The following is a 15,964-nucleotide window of genomic DNA, read 5'->3' on the forward strand; positions in this document are numbered from 1 at the left end:
GGTGGACTCCTACGCGGCCGGCCCGGCCGACATCCCGCTGATCGAGGACACCATCGGCGCCAACCTCGAACACACCACGCGCACCTACCCTGACATCGAGGCACTGGTCGACGTGGCGAGCGGGCGGCGCTGGACCTATGCCGAATTCAACGCCGAGGTCGACCGACTGGCCCTGGCTCTGCTGGCTACCGGCGTCGAGCGCGGCGACCGGGTCGGCATCTGGTCCCCAAACTGCCCGGAGTGGACCGTTCTGCAGTACGCGACCGCCAAAATCGGCGCCATCCTGGTCAGCATCAACCCGGCGTATCGCAGCCACGAGTTGTCCCATGTGTTGCGTCATTCGGGCACGCGTCTGCTCGTATCGGCCGCCAGGTTCAAAACATCCGACTATCGGCGCATGCTCGGCGAAGTGCGTTCGCAGGCAGAGGATTTGACCGACGTCGTGTTCCTGGGCACCGGCGACTGGGAGCGGCTGCTAGGGCGGGCGGCCGAGACGGACGGTGCCAGACTGCGGGACAGGATGACCGGCCTGCGAACAAACGATCCGGTGAATATCCAATACACTTCCGGCACAACGGGTTCCCCGAAAGGGGTCACCTTGTCGCACCGAAACATCCTCAACAACGGGTTCTTCGTCACCGAGCAGATCGGGCTCGGACCGGCAGACCGGTTGTGCATACCCGTGCCGTTCTACCACTGCTTCGGCATGGTGATGGGCAATCTCGGCTGTACCAGCCACGGCGCCACCATGGTGATCCCGTCCCCGGGGTTCGATGCCGCGGCGACGCTGCGGGCGGTCGAACGCGAACGGTGCACCGCGTTGTACGGCGTGCCGACGATGTTCATCGCCCTGCTCAACCACCCGGACCTCGCCGGCCGGGACGTGTCGTCACTGCGCACCGGGATCATGGCCGGTGCATCCTGCCCCGTGCGGGTGATGAAGCGCTGCATCGACGAACTCCACATGCCGCAGGTGTCGATCGCCTACGGGATGACCGAAACATCACCGGTGTCCTGCCAGACCGCGGTCGATGATGACCTGGAGCGCCGCACCGAGACGGTGGGCCGGGTGCATCCCCACGTCGAGGTCAAGGTGATCGACGCGGACACCGGCCGGATCGTGCCGCGCGGACAGACCGGCGAACTGTGCACCCGCGCCTACTCGGTGATGCTGGGTTACTGGCGCGACGAGGAGCGAACCCGTGACGCTGTCGACGACGACGGCTGGATGCACACCGGCGACCTGGGCGTCATGCGGGAGGACGGCTACTGCGTGGTGACCGGGCGCAGCAAGGACATGATCATTCGTGGTGGCGAGAACCTGTCACCACGGGAGATCGAGGACTTCCTGCACACGCACCCCGACGTCGAGGACGTGCAGGTGGTCGGCGTGCCCGACGACAGGTATGGCGAAGAAGTCTGCGCATGCATCGTGATGCGTCCGGGCCGGACGGCGCTGGACGTCGCGACAGTGCGGGAGTTCTGTTCCGGGCGGATCGCGCACCAGAAGATCCCCCGTTACGTCCACATCGTCGACGCGTTCCCGATGACTGCGACGGGGAAAGTCCGCAAAGTCGACTTGCGTGTACATGCGGCCCAACTGGTGGGCTCAGGGATGGAAAATGTCAAACCCGTTGACAGTGAACGCTAGCGAATCAGCTGCACGGCAACAATTTTCGCCGCAAGGTACTTCCCGCCGCCGCGATTCGGCGCTAACCTCGCTGCCATTGCGACGTTCTGCCGGCCTTGGAGCAAGCCATGAGTGACAGAAATAGAGTACGGATCGTCCGCGCGGTGCTCGCCTTGGTGATGACCGTGACGGGAGGGATGATGTTGGCCGGCTGCCCGGTCAGTGCACAAGCGCCCCTGGCGCCGCGCGCCGCCGTATCTGTGGACTACCCGGGACGCTGAGGCTAGGTGCCGAGCGCGGCGATCGCCGCATCGTAATCGGGCTCCTGCGCGATCTCCGGCACCAGTTCGGTGTGCGCGACCTTGCCGTCGGCGCCGATCACCACGACCGCCCGGGCCAGCAGCCCGGCCATCGGACCGTCGACGATGGTGACGCCGTAGTCCTGGCCGAAGCTGTCCCGGAACGCCGACGCCACGCTGACGTTGTCGATGCCCTCGGCGCCACAGAACCGCTTCTGCGCGAACGGCAGGTCGTTGGACACGCAGACCACCGACGCACCGCTGCCCGCGACGCGCTCGTTGAAGGTACGCACGCTGGCGGCGCACACCGGGGTGTCAATGGACGGAAAGATGTTCAGCAGCAACGGCTTACCGTTGAACTGGTCGCTGCCGAAGGGGCTCAGATCATCGCCGGTCATCGTGAAGGCGGGGGCCGGAGAACCGACGGCCGGAAGCTCGCCGACGGTGTTGATCGCATTTCCGCGCAAAGTTATCTGTGCCATGGGGACAGTCTGCCAAAGGCCCTCGCCGCCACCTGCGAGTAGGTCCGATGTCCTGATTCGTGGGATGTATGGCCTAGACGCCATCGCCTGCCGTGGCCAAGACTGTGTGCATGGCTCGCAAGGTCGTGATCGCCGGCTTTCCCGGGGTCCAGGCGCTCGACGTGGTGGGGCCCTATGAGGTCTTCACCGGTGCGTCGCTGCTCACCGGGGGCGGTTATGAGGTAGTCGTGGCCGCCCGCGACGGGCAACCCGTCACCACGCCGGCCGGCCTGGGTTTCAGCGCCGCAGTGCTGCCGGACCCGCACGAAGACGTCGACACCGTGGTGTTGCCGGGCGGCTTCGGGGTCGAGGCCGCGCGGGCCGATGCTCAACTCCTGGACTGGATCACAGCGATCGCCCACGCCGCGCGTCGCGTCGTCACCGTATGCACCGGTGCGTTTCTGGCCGCAGAAGCCGGATTGCTGGATGGGCATCGCGCCACCACGCACTGGGCCTTCGCCGAGCAGCTGGCCGCTGAGTTCCCGAAAATCGAGGTCGACCCGGATCCCATCTTCATCCGCAGTTCCGAACGGGTCTGGACGGCCGCCGGCGTCGCCGCCGGCATCGACCTCGCGTTGTCCCTGGTTGAGGACGACCACGGCACCGAAGTTGCCCAGACGGTTGCCCGATGGCTGGTGCTCTATCTGCGCCGCCCCGGCGGGCAGACGCAGTTCGCCGCACCGGTATGGATGCCGCGCGCGAAACGGCCGTCCATCCGCGATGTGCAGGAAGCCATCGAAGCCGAACCGGGCGGCGCGCACAGCGTCGAGGAACTCGCCCGCCGGGCGGCGATGAGTCCGCGGCATTTCACCCGCATCTTCACCGAGGAGGTCGGTGAGGCGCCCGGGCAGTACGTCGAGCGGGTGCGCACCGAAGCGGCCCGCCGGCAGTTGGAGGAGACCGACGACACCGTGGTGGCGATCGCCTCCCGCTGTGGCTTCGGCACCGCGGAAACCATGCGGCGCAACTTCATCCGACGGGTCGGCATCCCGCCTGACCAGTACCGAAAAGCATTCGCCTGAAAGGAAATTTGTGATGACACAGATCGCGTTCGTGGCTTACCCGGGTTTCACCGCGCTGGACATGATCGGGCCCTACGAGGTGCTGCGCCAGTTGCCGGATGCCGACGTCCGATTCGTCTGGCACGAGGTCGGGCCGGTCACCGCTGATTCCGGAGTGCTCGTACTGGGCGCGACCCACTCGTTTGCCGAAACCCCCTCCCCCGACGTCATTCTCGTGCCAGGAGGTCCCGGCACTCCGGTACATGCGCGCGACGAGAACCTGCTCGAGTGGCTCCGCCAGGCTCACCAGCGCGCCCAGTGGACCGCTTCGGTGTGCTCCGGATCGGTGATACTGGCGGCCGCCGGCCTGCTCCGGGACAAGCGCGCCACCTCGCACTGGATCGCCCTGCCGGCGCTGAAAGCCTTCGGCGTGATTCCAGTCAGTGACCAGCGGATCGTGCATGAGGGCGACATCATCACCAGCGCCGGCGTATCCGCCGGCCTCGACCTCGCACTGTGGCTGGCCGCACAGCTCGGCGGTGAGGGCCGCGCAAAAGCGATCCAGCTGGCCATCGAGTACGACCCGCAGCCGCCGTTCGACTCCGGTCACATGTCCAAGGCATCGGCGACGACGAAGGCCGCCGCCACCGCGCTGCTGTCCAAGGACAGCCTGAAGCCGGACAACATCAAAGCCACGACACTGCTGGCGTGGAAGCAGGCGCTGGCGGCGGCACGTTCACGTCGGCGCAAGCGCCCGGCCGTCAGCGTTTAGGCGCGGGAATCGCGTCGGTGGCCAGTTTGCCGCCGGCCTGAATCCACGATCCGACCACGCGCGGCGCGTCCCGGTTGGGGTTGTAGATGTCCTCTTCGCTGGCGAACAAGCCGTCACCGGCGTAGACCAATCGCGTCCAGTTGGGGAACCAGAACGGCTCCCCGTCCGGGTCGGTCGGGTGGTCGAGCAGGTTCTTGATCATGATGACGACCGCGTCGTGCTCTTCGTCGTAGGCGGTCCAGTCCGACGGAAAACGCATGTGCGGGAACGGCGCCATCACGTCGACAATCCACTGACGCACCTCCTCACGACCGTGGAAAACGCCGTAGTGGTGTTCGGTGTAGACCACGTCTTCGGTGAACAGGTCGGCGAACGGGCGCCAGTCGCCCGAAGCGCTGCATCCTTCGACGACTTCGGTGTAGTGCCGGACGGCCTCTTCGATCTCTGCTTTGGCGAACTTGCCCATACCGGACACACTAGAGGTATGAGCGTGTTGGACCTGTTCGACTTGCGCGGTAAGAGGGCCCTGGTGACTGGGGCGTCGAGCGGCATCGGCAAGAAGGTGGCATTGGCCTATGCTGAGGCGGGTGCCGAAATAGCCCTTGCGGCAAGGAGTCTGGATACTCTAGAGGCTGTTGCGGACGAGGTTGCGGCGGCCGGCGGCAAGGCCGTCCCCATAGCGTGTGACGTGACCCGGCAAGACCAGGTGACCGCCATGGTCGATCGGGTGACCGCCGAGTTGGGTGGGATCGACATCGCGGTCTGCAATGCCGGAATCGTTTCGGTGACCCCGATGCTGGACATGTCGCTCGAGGAGTTCGAACGTATTCAGCAGACCAACGTCACGGGCGTATTCCTCACTGCGCAGGCAGCGGCCCGGGCGATGGTCGCCCAGGGCAGGGGCGGGTCCATCATCACCACCGCGTCGATGTCGGGCCACATCATCAACATCCCCCAGCAGGTTGGTCACTACTGCACGTCCAAGGCGGCGGTCATCCATCTGACCAAGGCGATGGCCGTGGAGTTCGCGCCGCACAACATCCGGGTCAACAGCATCAGCCCCGGCTACATCATGACCGAGCTCGTCGAACCACTCGCCGAATACCACCGGCAGTGGGAGCCGAAGATTCCGATGGGCCGCATCGGTCGTCCGGAGGAGCTCACCGGTCTGTACCTGTACCTGGCCAGCGAGGCGTCCAGCTACATGACCGGATCGGATCTGGTGATCGACGGTGGCTACTGCCTCCCCTGAGTTCCGCTGCGCAATCTGCGGCGCCGTGGCGGGGCGCGTGCAGTTCGTCACCCCGGCCGATGCGGTCGGCGAGTCTTGCGGCCCGGCGCTGCAGGCGGTGGCCGAGCTGGATGTCCTGCAGCGCCCCGATGAGCAGGCGGCGGTGTTGGTGCAGAGCTTCTTCGGTGTCACCAGTTCGCCCGTGTCGGCAGAGCGCATCGAAGCGGTAAGCGAGGCGATCGCCGCCCGTGACGCGGGGGCGCTTTACCGCATCGGGTACAGCTATGCGCCGTTCCATTGCCCGGACTGTGCGGCGTCCTACTGCGGTGAGCACTGGAATTGGCGGACTTTCGATGACGAACCGTACAGCGGTGTCGAAGGTGACTGCCCGCGTCGACATTTCCACGTGCTGGCTTACTGATTTGCCCTGATTTTCCGCAGCGACTGTGAACCACACGACGCCATCACGGCGTGTTGCGTCGTGAATTTCACGCTCGGCTCCCTGGCTTACTGGACCAGGCAGGGCCGGCCGAAATAGGTTTGCACACCCGGCGAATACAGGGCCCGCAATCGGTGACCGGCCGGCTGTACCCCCGCCGCGTCCACCAATTCGTCATGCAGCTCTGATATTTCGGCCTCGTGCAACGGCCATGCGTCGTGTTCGTTGGGGACCCACCAGGTACGGCCTGCCTTGCGGGTGTGTGCACCCCAGCGAGCCGTGAGCCACACCTCGAGCGGTGTCGGCTCGATGACGTCACCGACTGTGACCGTCATCAGGCTTCGCAATCCGCGCCGGGGCCACCGGCGCACACTCTGGTAGGTGATTTGGCGCCCGGATCGTGTCAGCCGCATCTTCGCCCAGGTGTACGGGACGCCGAGGCCGATCCGGGTGACGGGTACCACCGCAAGTCGCGCCGTCTCCAGAGACCGGAACAGCACGCCGTGGCGGCCCGCGTCGTCGACCGAGTACAGGCGGACGTTGGTCTCGTGGAATCGCCCGAAGTACGAAAGCGGTACCGCGGTGCCGAGTTTCGTATACGACATCGTGAACGGAATCAGCCCGACGTAGGTTTCGTCGGCGAAGACGTCGGGACGGGTGCCGGGCGGATACAGGTGCGCGATGCTCTCCGGCGCCACCGGCCAGTGCACGAATGACACGTCGCTCCAGCGCTGGTCGAAGGTGACCGGACGCCTCAGTGGCGGCGGCGTCACCGGGTAGCCGGCCAGGACCGGCTTTCCGCCGGCCCCACTGTGCGGCAGGTCAGGGCTGGCGGTCATCGCACCATGGTGACACGGATGCCGGAAACGCGGCGGGCGAAGTCTTGGCGCTTGTCATTGCGAGCCGTCGCTGACCCACTGGCGGGCCTGGTCCTCCTGCCCAGCGGGAAAGTGGCGAATCTCGGCTGACACGAAATGCGAGGTGAGATGTTCGGCGACATCTCCGAGGTGGGAGTCGGTCACCACGGCCACCTTTTTGATGTGCTTCTGATGATCTCTGACGAAGCGGAAGTGAGTGACCAGTGCGCCGAAACTGTCCCATCCCGGGAATTTCGCGGCGCTGATGATGAGACCGTTCAGGTCGCCGTTCGCCTCGATGTGGGGATCGACCACCTTCGCGAGTCGAACGAAATCGTCCTTGTCCAAAGCCGACTCCGGTCGCACCAGCAGCACCGATGAGGCCGCGTCGAGTTCATAGTCGATCATGAAGTGCTCCTCGGTATCGGGCTGTCGCCATGGTTGCACTCTTGACACCGGCGGATAAGAGGCCAAAGTCATCCATATGTGGGCGGCTACTCGTTTGACATGGGCTTGGCATCGGCAGCTTGCCGCGCTGGCGCTCTCTGGATCGATGCTCATGCTCATGCCGGGGCAGGCTGCCGCCGATTCGGCATGCTCGAATGGGCAGCCGGACGCCCGGGCCGCGGGTAAGGGGCAGCAGGTGCTGATCGACTATTTCACCGCGATCAACGACAAGGATTACCTCACCGCTTGGGGCTACTTGGGGCGGCAGGTGCGTGCCAGCTATGGCGCGACGGCACCGGAACAAGACGCTGACGGCCTCGCCAGCTTCTCCTCGACCATGCGTCAGCACCTGAAGTGCGTCCGCGTCACCGCGATCACCAATGCTCCCACGAGCGACCCGGATGTCTCCGCGTCGCTCGGAATCCAGTGGTATCACGTGGTATTCGACGCCGAGTACCTGAACCACTTCGAGTCCGGGTCGGGCACCCTGCCGCCGTTCTACAAGACCCAGGCTGATCCTCACGAAGGAGCTGGGCCGCCGCCACTGATCATCAACCAGGCCACCAGTCCCTGATTAGACGACGGTCGGCCCCGCGTCAGAGGGCGTTAGTCCCTATCCGCCCGCCCGTCCGCGCTGTGCAATGGTGCCATACAACGCGAAGGGACCGTCCATGACCACGACCGAGACTTCCCCCACGACGGTTGGTATGCCCCGCATCGGCGACCCGGCACCGCCATTCACCGCCGTCACCACTCAGGGGCCGATCAACTTCCCGGCTGACTACGCAGGTAAGTGGATCATCTTCTTCTCTCATCCGGCTGATTTCACCCCGGTGTGCACCAGCGAGTTCATCACCTTCGCGTCGATGCAGCAGCAATTCGCGGCCTACAACACCATGCTGGTGGGGCTGTCGGTGGACGGGCTCTACAGCCACATCGCATGGCTGCGCACCATCAAAGAGAAGATCTCCTTCCGCGGCATGCATGACGTGGAGGTCACCTTCCCGCTGATCGAGGACGTCTCGATGGAGGTCGCGAAGAAGTACGGGATGATCATGCCCGGTGAGGACTCCACCAAGGCGGTGCGCGCGGTCTTCGTCATCGACCCGGAAGGCAGGATCCGCGCTGTCATCTACTATCCGCTGAGCCTGGGACGCAACTTCGACGAGCTGCTGCGGGTCATCAAAGCACTGCAGACGGCCGATCACTTCCACGTCGCGACGCCCGCCGATTGGCGTCCGGGAGACCGGGTCATCGTGCCGCCTGCCGGCTCGTGTGGCACCGCCAAGGAGCGCATGGACGGCCACGCCGAGGGCATCGCATGCGAAGACTGGTTCTTCTGCACCAAAGAGATCAGCGCCGAGCAGATCGAATCCGCGATCCGGGTCGGCGGGCACGGGCGAATGGGCTGATCTGAACCCCTTCACCGTGGCAGGCTGTCCGTCGTGACGGTGGCAGAAGCGGCGAAGCTCGCATTCCAGATAAGTCTGTTCGTGGTGATTCTCGGTTACGGGTTGACGGCGCAATTCTCCGATGTTCGATATGTGCTGCAACGCCCGGGATTGCTGGGGCGCGCAATCCTGGCCGTACTGATCATCACACCCGCCCTCGCAGTCTTGCTGGTCCACGTGGTGAACCTGCGCCCGCAAGTTGCCATTGCGCTTGTCACACTGGCCATTTCGCCGCTGCCGCCGTTGCTCCCGCGGCGTGGGGAAAAGGCCGGCGGACAAGTGCAATTCGGGTTGGGACTGGTGATCGTGCTGGCCGTGCTTGCGGTGCCGGGGATTTCCGTGGCCGCGCGGGTGCTGGGAGACCTGTTCGGGCGAGAGTATGTGACGAGTCCATGGTCGGTTGGCAAACTGCTGCTTTTCTCGGTGCTGTTGCCACTCGTCACCGGGATGGCGATCGGAAAGTTCTGGCCCGCAGCGGCATCGCGGATCGAAGGGCCCATCGGACACGCGCAACGCTGGGCGTTGCCGGTCGCGATGATCGTGTTGCTGGTTGCCGCGGCGCCGCAGATGTGGAAGCTACTGGGCGACGTGACGCTGCTCGCCATGGTGATATTCGTCGTGGGCGCGTTCGCCGTTGGGCATGTGCTCGGTGGGCCCGACCGGCAGTTCTCGGCGGTGGTGGCCTTCGCGAGCGCCTGTCGCCACCCGGCCACCGCGCTGACCATCGCCTCGGCGAATTTTCCCAACGCCGACGAACGCGGGGCGGTGGCGCTGTATGGCGTGGTCACGGCGTTGGTCGGTGTGCTGTACACGCGATGGCTACGCCGTCGCGGGGCCGCGTCGCGCGCCTGACATTCACAGAATCCCGAAGCCGCGCAGCGCCTTCAACCCGAACCAGATTCCGAAGACCAAACCGACAAGAACGACGACCGGGCGGGTGTTGTGCTGCAACCAGCGCAGCACCCGCTCCAGTACGGACCGCGACCGGTCACCGAATATGGCCGCGGCGCCAATGATTAATAGGTTCACGCTGGTCGCGAGCAGGACAAACACCACGTACGACGTCATGTGGCCGGCCCGCCCCATCTCCGAGCTGCCGATCACACCGATCGCCGCGAAAGTGAAGACCCATGCCTTCACCGACACCGTGACGACGCCGGCGCCGATGAAGAAGGCTTTGGTGGGTGTCGCTGACCTCAGCATCGTGATCCACTTCGGTGGCGGCGCATTGGGATCGTCGTCGCTGAGCAACTCCCGCGCGGCGGTGACCAGTAACAGCACCGCGACGACGAGCAGAATGGTCGACACGACCCAGTGATGGGAGTGCTTCGAGTCGCCGCCGCGTGCCCCCCAATGCAGGATGGTGCCGAATATGAGGCCCTGCAGCAGCCGCGTGCCGACATGCCCGGAGATCCACGCACCTGCCGCCCGGGCACCGGCAGGCGTGCCCAGCAACATGATCGTGATCATGATTTCAATGGGCTCCAGTGCTCCGCCGAGAATCAGCGGGATGAGGCTGCTCCACACCGTTATTGCGAACCCATCGCGGAACGCATCTCCGCCTCGGCCAACGCTGCCGCCAGGTCGCCCGGACGCGGATCGATGGTGGCCTCGATCCGATCGATCCGTCCCGTGAACCGGAAGGCATGCCCGTAGGGTGCGACCGGCGAACCGGTATCGATCCCCACGTCCAGCGTCTCACCGCTCATCGAGTACCGGAACGGGACGGAGCGCTCGATGCGGCCACTTGCCACCGGGTGCTCGTCGACAAGCAGCGAGATCGTCGCCCCCTTGCCCAACCCCCCACCGTCATAGTCGAACGAAAGGCCTACGGTGGCAGGGCCTTCCGGCAACGGTTCGATGGCGCTGACCGTCGTGAGTTCATGGCCGAGGTAGTTGTAGGTGAACATCGGAACGCCATACTGCAGATACAGACTCCACCCGGCCATCGCCCCGCCGATGCAGATGACCACACCCTGCGCGCCGCCGGCCGGGATCACCAGCTGCGCCCGCAACCGGAACGACGTGCTGGTGTAGGTGACGGTCGCCGTCTCAGGGATGCGGACGTGACTGGGGTAGTACGTGACGGATGTGCGGTCACCCAACAGATTCGGCCGGTTGACCGGCAGGGCCCGGGCCAGAGTGGCGTCGCTGAGAGGGTACACATCGTACTTGCGGGCCTCGGCGTCGAAAACGGCCTGTAATTCGGCCAGTTTGTCCGGGTGTAGGGCGGCGAGATCGACACCCTGGCTGTAGTCGTCGACGAGGTGGTAGAGCTCCCAGCGTTCGGTCTCGCCGAACGGGTGACGACCGGTGCGCACCCAGGGCAGCCGGCCGTGGAAGCACGACGCGATCCAGCCCTGGTGGTATATCGCCCGGTTGCCGAAAATTTCGAAATACTGTGTGGTTCTTCGGCTTTCGGCATCCGGATGGTCGAAGGAGTAGCGCATGCTGACTCCCTCGACCGGCTTCTGCTCGACGCCGTTGACGCGGGCCGGCATCTCGATGCCGGCGGCTTCGAGGATGGTCGGCATCACGTCGATGACGTGGTGGAACTGACTGCGCTGCTCCCCCTTGGCCGTGATGCCGCGTGGCCATGACATGGCAAAGCCGTTGCGGGTGCCGCCGAAGTGGGAGGCCACCTGCTTCATCCACTGAAACGGGGCGTCGAGCGCCCAGGCCCAACCCACGTTGTAGTGGTTCTCGCACCGAGCTGTTCCGAAGTCATCCAGATGGGCAAGTAGCCATTCGGGGTCCTCGGGCAGGCCGTTCTGGAATGAGGGTGAGCTCCACGCGCCGTGGATGGTCCCTTCCGCCGAAGCCCCGTTGTCGCCGCAGATGTAGATGAACAGCGTGTTGTCCCATTGGTTCAGGTCGTCGATGGCGTCGATGACCCGTCCGATCTGCGCGTCGGTGTGGGCCAGGAAACCGGCGTAGACCTCCATCAGACGCCGGGCCACCGGCTTGTAGCGGTCGTCGTAATCCGCCCAGGCGGGGATCTGGTGCGGTCGCGGTGTCAGCCGGGTACCGGCCGGAATGATGCCCAGCTCGATCTGCCGCTCGTAGATGCTCTCGCGCAACGCATCCCAGCCGTCGTCGAACTGCCCGGCGAACCTGTCGGACCACTCCGGCCATACCTGGTGGGGGCTGTGGGTAGCGCCCGGAGCGAAGTAGAGGAAGAACGGTTTACCGGGAGCCGAGGTTTGTTGACGTTTCATCCAATCGATCGCCCGGTCGGCGAGATCTTCGGTGAGGTGGTAATCGCCGCGGCCGAGATAGGGTTCGACGGGTGTGGTCTGGTCGAACAGCGCCGGCTCGTACTGCGACGTGTCGCCACCGAGGAAGCCGTAGAAGCGTTCGAAGCCCAGCCCGGTGGGCCAGCGGTCAAATGGCCCGGCGGGGCCCAATTCCCACGTCGGCGTGAAGTGTGCCTTGCCGAACAATGCGGTGTTGTAGCCGTTCTGCCGCAGGATCTCCGCGACGGTGGCCGTGCTCTGCGGCAGAACGCTGTCGTAACCCGGGAATCCATAGGCGATTTCGCATATCGTACCCATGTGCGCGCTATGGTGATTACGTCCGGTCAGTAAGGCGGCGCGAGTCGGCGAGCAGAGCGCTGTGGTGTGAAATTGGTTGTAGCGCAATCCGGTTTGGGCGACCCGATCGAGTGCTGGAGTCGGCACCGGACCGCCAAATGTCGATGCCGCCCCGAACCCGACATCGTCGAGCAGGACGACGACGACGTTGGGGGCGCCCTGCGGTGGATAGGTGATGGTCGGTTTGACCGGGGTGGACTCAGCGACCGACGGGCTGATCACCCCGGTAAACGGTTCAGCTGTGCGCGGCAGATCGACCACTGTGCCTCCTTGTTCCCGATCGCGTGGATAGTCTCACGCGACAGGGGGAATTCGGAGAGAATTCCGCTATGCCGGCCACTTCGTTCAACGACGCCAACGCCCTCCACCGCTCGATGCGCCGCCTCGCTGCGACGAAAGCCGGCCGGGTGTTGTTCCGGCCGACGGCGCACCGACTGGACCACCTCCTCAGCAAGCTCACCGGCGGAAGGTACAGCTTCGCCGGTGTCGCGGCCGGCCTGCCCTCGGTGATCCTGACGACTACCGGTGCCAGAACCGGACAGCCGCGCACCGTCGCCCTGCTCGGCATCCCCCATCCCGACGGTGTCGCTGTCGTGGCAGCCAATTACGGCGATGAGAAGCATCCCAGCTGGTACTACAACCTGAAGGCGAATCCGGTCGCCACGGTGGTGATCGAGGGAGACACGTGGACCGCCACGGCGCGATTGGCGAATCCCGCCGAACGTCAGGCAATTTGGTCCAAAGGCGTTGCGATTTACCCCGGTCTTGCCAAAGAACAGGAGTGGGCAGGTGACCGCCGAATCGAGGCGTTCATTCTGCAGCGAGGCTGAACACCTCAGTGGACGCCCAGCGTGCCGTCGAGGTATTCGGTGCGACAGGCGACCCGCGCAAGTTTGCCGCTGGTGGTGCGCGGAATAGCGCCGGCCGGCAGAAAACGGACGTCGGACAGGGGCAGCCCGTGCCGGGCCAGCACCGCAGCACGGATTGCTTCGATTGCGGGTTGCGGGTCGGCGCGGCTGGTGCCGGTAGCACGCTCGGCGATGACGACCAACCCGGCAGGCACCGCGAACGCCGTCACATATCCCCGGCGCACCAGCGGCGACGCTTCGGCGACGGTGGCTTCGATGTCTTGCGGATAGTGGTTCTTCCCGTCGATGGTGATCAGATCGGCCATCCGTCCGGTCACGTAGAGCTCACCGTCGAGATACACCGCCAGGTCGCCGGTCCGCAGCCAGTCGCCGTCGATCTTGGCGCCGGCTGCATGGCTGCCTTCGCCGAGAGTCGCGCTCAACCTGGCGCCGAACGTCCGGCGCGTCTCCGCGGGCCGCCCCCAGTAGCCGCGGCCCACATTGTCGCCCTGCAGCCAGGGTTCACCGACGTGACCATCGGGCAACTCGGCGCCGGTTTGCGGGTCCACGATCACGGCCCACAAGCTGCGTGCCACCTGACCACACGACACCTGCCCCACCGCATTGGGCGCATCAGCGGCAACCCGAACAGCCCGGCCCGCGCCCAGCTGCTCGCGGTCGAGGTAGATCACCGACGTTTCGGCCGCGTGGTCGATCGTGGCGATCATCAGCGTGGCCTCGGCAATTCCGTAGGACGGCTTGAAGGCCGTGCGCGGTAACGCATACGGCGCGAATGCCTTATTGAAGTTCGTCACCGCGTCGATGCTGACCGGTTCGGATCCGATGATGAGCACCACGTTGGAGAGGTCGATGTCGTCACCGGCCCCGGGCAGTCCGCGTTGCGCAGTCCACTCGTAGGCGAAATTCGGTGCAGCGGTGACGACTTGGCCGATTCTCGAACTCTCCGACAAAGCCTGGATCCAGCGAAGAGGGCGGCGAACAAACGCCGTCGGGGACATCAGGGTGGTGTGTCCGCCGTAGACCGCGGGGAAGCCGATCATCGACAGACCCATGTCGTGATAGAGCGGCAACCAGCTGACCCCGTGGGTGTTCCGGTTCAGTAGATCGATCGACAGGATCATCTGTGCCAGATTGGTGGCGACCGCCCGGTGGGTGATCTCCACGCCGATGGGCGGTCGGGTGGCGCCCGACGTGTACTGCAGGTAAGCGACGGCATCCATGTCCAGGTGGACGGGTGCGAAGTCGCGTTCGGCTTCGTCCGGGATCTCGTCGATCATCATCACATGCGGCCGGTCCAGCTGTGAGAGGCCGGCCAGGAACGCTTCGATGGCGTCTTTGGCCGCCGCCGTGGTGAGGATGACCGTCGGTTGAGAATCGTGCAGCGCCGTCTGCAGGCGCTCGGCGTGACCGGGCAATTCGGGTGCGAACAACGGGACCGCAATGGTGCCGGCTTTGATGGCCGCGTAATAACCGACCACCCAATCGATGCTTTGCGGCGCCAGAATGGCCACCCGGTCACCGGGACCCGCGTGCTGCTGCACGTGCGCGGCGACGGCTCGCAAGCGGACGCCGAACTCCTCCCAGGTGACCTCGTTGGCGTGCGCTTCGCCCGCGCCGCTGTAGTCCAGAAAGCGGTAGGCGACGGTGTCTCCGACATATCTGATGTTGCGGTCGATCAGTGAGATCAGCGTGGTGTCCGGCGGTAAGACGATGTTGCCGTCCGCGTCCAGGCAATCCTCGATCTGCAGCAACCCATCAGGGGCCGCGGGTGTCGACCCGGTACCGCGATTCATTCGCGCATTCTATAAACCGGTGTGCGATGGCTCGGGCACGCCGCGGTGTGGCGCCGGCCACCTGCGCTGCATGGCGTCATATTGCGGGAGTGATGGCTACTTGTGTTGTCAATCGAAATCGCTTGAGCGATCCCGATTTCCCCTCTAACCGATTCGGCCGGAAAGTGGTAATTTTGACCTTCATTCAGGTGGAGATCTCCATACGGGAGGTGCCCAATTGAGCACACCATCGGAGCGTGCGGCGCAGTTGGCGCTGGTTTCCCGGCTCAAGACAATCTATCCAGAGGTCTCGGAGTGGCCGGCCCCTGACGAGATCAGCCACGATCACTGGCTGGCGTACATGAAGACCAGCCACGACGTCGGCGGAGAGTTTGACCATCCGCACCTCTACGAGAACAAGGAGGAAGAGCAGTGGGAGCTGATGACCTACGTGCTCTGCGAGGTTCTCGGCTGGCGGGGCATCTGGGTCTCCGAAGAGCGCCGGCGACTGGCCAACGTTGACGTAGGCCGTGCCATCTACCTGGGACTTCCGTATTACAGCCGCTGGTTGTGGTCGGTCGGCCGACTGCTCATCGAGAAGAAGCACATCAGCTGGGGAGAATTGACCGAGCGGCTGGCCGAGGTCCAGGCGCGCTATGCCGGCGGCTTGCAAGGGCGCCGCCCGGACGCGCAGCCGAAGTTTCAGGGCGACGGCACTGACGTCCCACGCAACAAGCACCACGTCGAAGCCGTCGGCATCGGTGATCCGCAGCGTTTCGCAGGTCAAGCCGGTGAGGCGAAATTCGAAGTGGGACAACGGGTTCGCGTGCGAGAGTTGCCCGCGATGTTCTACACCCGCACCCCGGAGTACGCGCGTGGCGCCGAAGGGATCATCGCCGAAGTCACCTACGAGAGCCCCGCTCCCGAGGACGAGGCATGGGACCGCGAGGACGCCAAGCCCGAGTGGTTCTACATCGTGCGGTTCAACCAGGCGCAGCTGTGGGACAACTACACCGGGCACCAGAACGACACATTGCAGACCGAGATCCCCGAGCGCTGGCTGGAAGCCGTGGGTTGAGAGG

The 15,964-nt window shown here is 65.0% G+C and carries 17 protein-coding genes; 10 read left to right on the forward strand and 7 right to left on the reverse strand.

The annotated features are described in order from the left end of the window. Position 1: 1 nt before the first annotated feature. Positions 2–1,651: an AMP-binding protein gene (locus QXH22_RS20440; RefSeq protein ID WP_306276784.1), complete on the forward strand. Its 1,650-nt coding sequence runs from the start codon at positions 2–4 to the stop codon at positions 1,649–1,651. A gap of 262 nt (positions 1,652–1,913) precedes the next feature. Here the strand turns inward: QXH22_RS20440 and tpx are convergent, their stop codons facing one another. After that, a complete protein-coding gene (gene tpx, locus QXH22_RS20445; protein WP_306276785.1) occupies positions 1,914–2,411 on the reverse strand; it encodes a thiol peroxidase in 498 nt (165 codons plus the stop codon). 110 nt (positions 2,412–2,521) lie between these two features. Between tpx and QXH22_RS20450 the strand changes: the two genes are divergently transcribed. Together QXH22_RS20450 and QXH22_RS20455 are read left to right on the forward strand one after the other, a co-directional pair. Next, entirely contained in the window at positions 2,522–3,472 is a 951-nt protein-coding gene (locus QXH22_RS20450) for a GlxA family transcriptional regulator (protein ID WP_306276786.1), read from the forward strand. 13 nt (positions 3,473–3,485) lie between these two features. Next, positions 3,486–4,223: a DJ-1/PfpI family protein gene (locus QXH22_RS20455; protein ID WP_306240330.1), complete on the forward strand. Its 738-nt coding sequence runs from the start codon at positions 3,486–3,488 to the stop codon at positions 4,221–4,223. Here the strand turns inward: QXH22_RS20455 and QXH22_RS20460 are convergent. Beyond that, positions 4,213–4,689, reverse strand: coding sequence for a nuclear transport factor 2 family protein (locus QXH22_RS20460; protein WP_306276787.1), 477 nt, complete (start codon positions 4,687–4,689; stop codon positions 4,213–4,215). The two genes, QXH22_RS20455 and QXH22_RS20460, sit on opposite strands and share 11 nt — an antisense overlap. 18 nt (positions 4,690–4,707) lie before the next feature. Here QXH22_RS20460 and QXH22_RS20465 point away from each other — a divergent pair, with 18 nt between their 5' ends. Together QXH22_RS20465 and QXH22_RS20470 are read left to right on the forward strand one after the other, a co-directional pair. After that, positions 4,708–5,475: an SDR family oxidoreductase gene (locus QXH22_RS20465; RefSeq protein WP_306276788.1), complete on the forward strand. Its 768-nt coding sequence runs from the start codon at positions 4,708–4,710 to the stop codon at positions 5,473–5,475. A gap of 25 nt (positions 5,476–5,500) precedes the next feature. Beyond that, complete coding sequence (locus tag QXH22_RS20470) at positions 5,501–5,875, forward strand: hypothetical protein (RefSeq protein ID WP_306240333.1); 375 nt, start codon at positions 5,501–5,503, stop codon at positions 5,873–5,875. Between the two features lie 86 nt (positions 5,876–5,961). On the opposite strand, the gene QXH22_RS20475 is transcribed toward QXH22_RS20470, so the two are convergent. Then, complete coding sequence (locus tag QXH22_RS20475) at positions 5,962–6,732, reverse strand: YqjF family protein (protein ID WP_306240334.1); 771 nt, start codon at positions 6,730–6,732, stop codon at positions 5,962–5,964. Positions 6,733–6,786: 54 nt separating this feature from the next. After that, a complete protein-coding gene (locus QXH22_RS20480) occupies positions 6,787–7,317 on the reverse strand; it encodes an STAS/SEC14 domain-containing protein (protein WP_306240335.1) in 531 nt (176 codons plus the stop codon). On the opposite strand from QXH22_RS20480, the gene QXH22_RS20485 reads away from it, so the two are divergent. From QXH22_RS20485 to QXH22_RS20495, 3 genes are all read left to right on the forward strand, one after another. Next, entirely contained in the window at positions 7,316–7,771 is a 456-nt protein-coding gene (locus QXH22_RS20485; RefSeq protein ID WP_306276789.1) for a hypothetical protein, read from the forward strand. The two genes, QXH22_RS20480 and QXH22_RS20485, sit on opposite strands and share 2 nt — an antisense overlap. 97 nt (positions 7,772–7,868) lie before the next feature. Then, on the forward strand, positions 7,869–8,609 hold the full coding sequence (locus QXH22_RS20490; RefSeq protein WP_306240339.1) for a peroxiredoxin: 741 nt from the start codon (positions 7,869–7,871) through the stop codon (positions 8,607–8,609). A 33-nt stretch (positions 8,610–8,642) separates the two neighbouring features. After that, positions 8,643–9,500: a bile acid:sodium symporter family protein gene (locus QXH22_RS20495; protein WP_306276790.1), complete on the forward strand. Its 858-nt coding sequence runs from the start codon at positions 8,643–8,645 to the stop codon at positions 9,498–9,500. Between the two features lie 3 nt (positions 9,501–9,503). Here QXH22_RS20495 and QXH22_RS20500 read toward each other — a convergent pair whose 3' ends face one another. Next, positions 9,504–10,175: a GAP family protein gene (locus tag QXH22_RS20500; protein WP_306276791.1), complete on the reverse strand. Its 672-nt coding sequence runs from the start codon at positions 10,173–10,175 to the stop codon at positions 9,504–9,506. Between the two features lie 2 nt (positions 10,176–10,177). After that, positions 10,178–12,502 carry an arylsulfatase gene (locus QXH22_RS20505; protein WP_306276792.1) on the reverse strand — a complete coding sequence of 775 codons (2,325 nt, stop codon included), beginning with the start codon at positions 12,500–12,502 and terminating at the stop codon, positions 10,178–10,180. 68 nt (positions 12,503–12,570) lie between these two features. Here QXH22_RS20505 and QXH22_RS20510 point away from each other — a divergent pair, with 68 nt between their 5' ends. Continuing rightward, positions 12,571–13,071 (forward strand): nitroreductase family deazaflavin-dependent oxidoreductase, encoded by a 501-nt coding sequence (locus QXH22_RS20510; RefSeq protein WP_306240343.1) that lies wholly within the window; start codon positions 12,571–12,573, stop codon positions 13,069–13,071. Positions 13,072–13,076: 5 nt separating this feature from the next. Here QXH22_RS20510 and QXH22_RS20515 read toward each other — a convergent pair whose 3' ends face one another. Then, positions 13,077–14,903: a fatty acyl-AMP ligase gene (locus tag QXH22_RS20515; RefSeq protein ID WP_306276793.1), complete on the reverse strand. Its 1,827-nt coding sequence runs from the start codon at positions 14,901–14,903 to the stop codon at positions 13,077–13,079. 217 nt (positions 14,904–15,120) lie between these two features. Between QXH22_RS20515 and QXH22_RS20520 the strand changes: the two genes are divergently transcribed. Then, a complete protein-coding gene (locus tag QXH22_RS20520; RefSeq protein WP_306276794.1) occupies positions 15,121–15,960 on the forward strand; it encodes an SH3-like domain-containing protein in 840 nt (279 codons plus the stop codon). The last annotated feature ends 4 nt before the right edge of the window (positions 15,961–15,964 follow it).

This window comes from Mycobacterium sp. TY814, assembly GCF_030755175.1.
Taxonomy (GTDB): domain Bacteria; phylum Actinomycetota; class Actinomycetes; order Mycobacteriales; family Mycobacteriaceae; genus Mycobacterium.

Excerpts from the sequence above, each read along its gene's own strand:
- tpx (WP_306276785.1), bottom strand. The coding sequence starts at position 2,411 with ATGGCACAGATAACTTTGCGCGGAAATGCGATCAACACCGTCGGCGAG.
- QXH22_RS20450 (WP_306276786.1), top strand. The coding sequence starts at position 2,522 with ATGGCTCGCAAGGTCGTGATCGCCGGCTTTCCCGGGGTCCAGGCGCTC.
- QXH22_RS20455 (WP_306240330.1), top strand. The coding sequence starts at position 3,486 with ATGACACAGATCGCGTTCGTGGCTTACCCGGGTTTCACCGCGCTGGAC.
- QXH22_RS20460 (WP_306276787.1), bottom strand. The coding sequence starts at position 4,689 with ATGGGCAAGTTCGCCAAAGCAGAGATCGAAGAGGCCGTCCGGCACTAC.
- QXH22_RS20465 (WP_306276788.1), top strand. The coding sequence starts at position 4,708 with ATGAGCGTGTTGGACCTGTTCGACTTGCGCGGTAAGAGGGCCCTGGTG.
- QXH22_RS20475 (WP_306240334.1), bottom strand. The coding sequence starts at position 6,732 with ATGACCGCCAGCCCTGACCTGCCGCACAGTGGGGCCGGCGGAAAGCCG.
- QXH22_RS20485 (WP_306276789.1), top strand. The coding sequence starts at position 7,316 with ATGCCGGGGCAGGCTGCCGCCGATTCGGCATGCTCGAATGGGCAGCCG.
- QXH22_RS20480 (WP_306240335.1), bottom strand. The coding sequence starts at position 7,317 with ATGAGCATGAGCATCGATCCAGAGAGCGCCAGCGCGGCAAGCTGCCGA.
- QXH22_RS20490 (WP_306240339.1), top strand. The coding sequence starts at position 7,869 with ATGACCACGACCGAGACTTCCCCCACGACGGTTGGTATGCCCCGCATC.
- QXH22_RS20510 (WP_306240343.1), top strand. The coding sequence starts at position 12,571 with ATGCCGGCCACTTCGTTCAACGACGCCAACGCCCTCCACCGCTCGATG.
- QXH22_RS20515 (WP_306276793.1), bottom strand. The coding sequence starts at position 14,903 with ATGAATCGCGGTACCGGGTCGACACCCGCGGCCCCTGATGGGTTGCTG.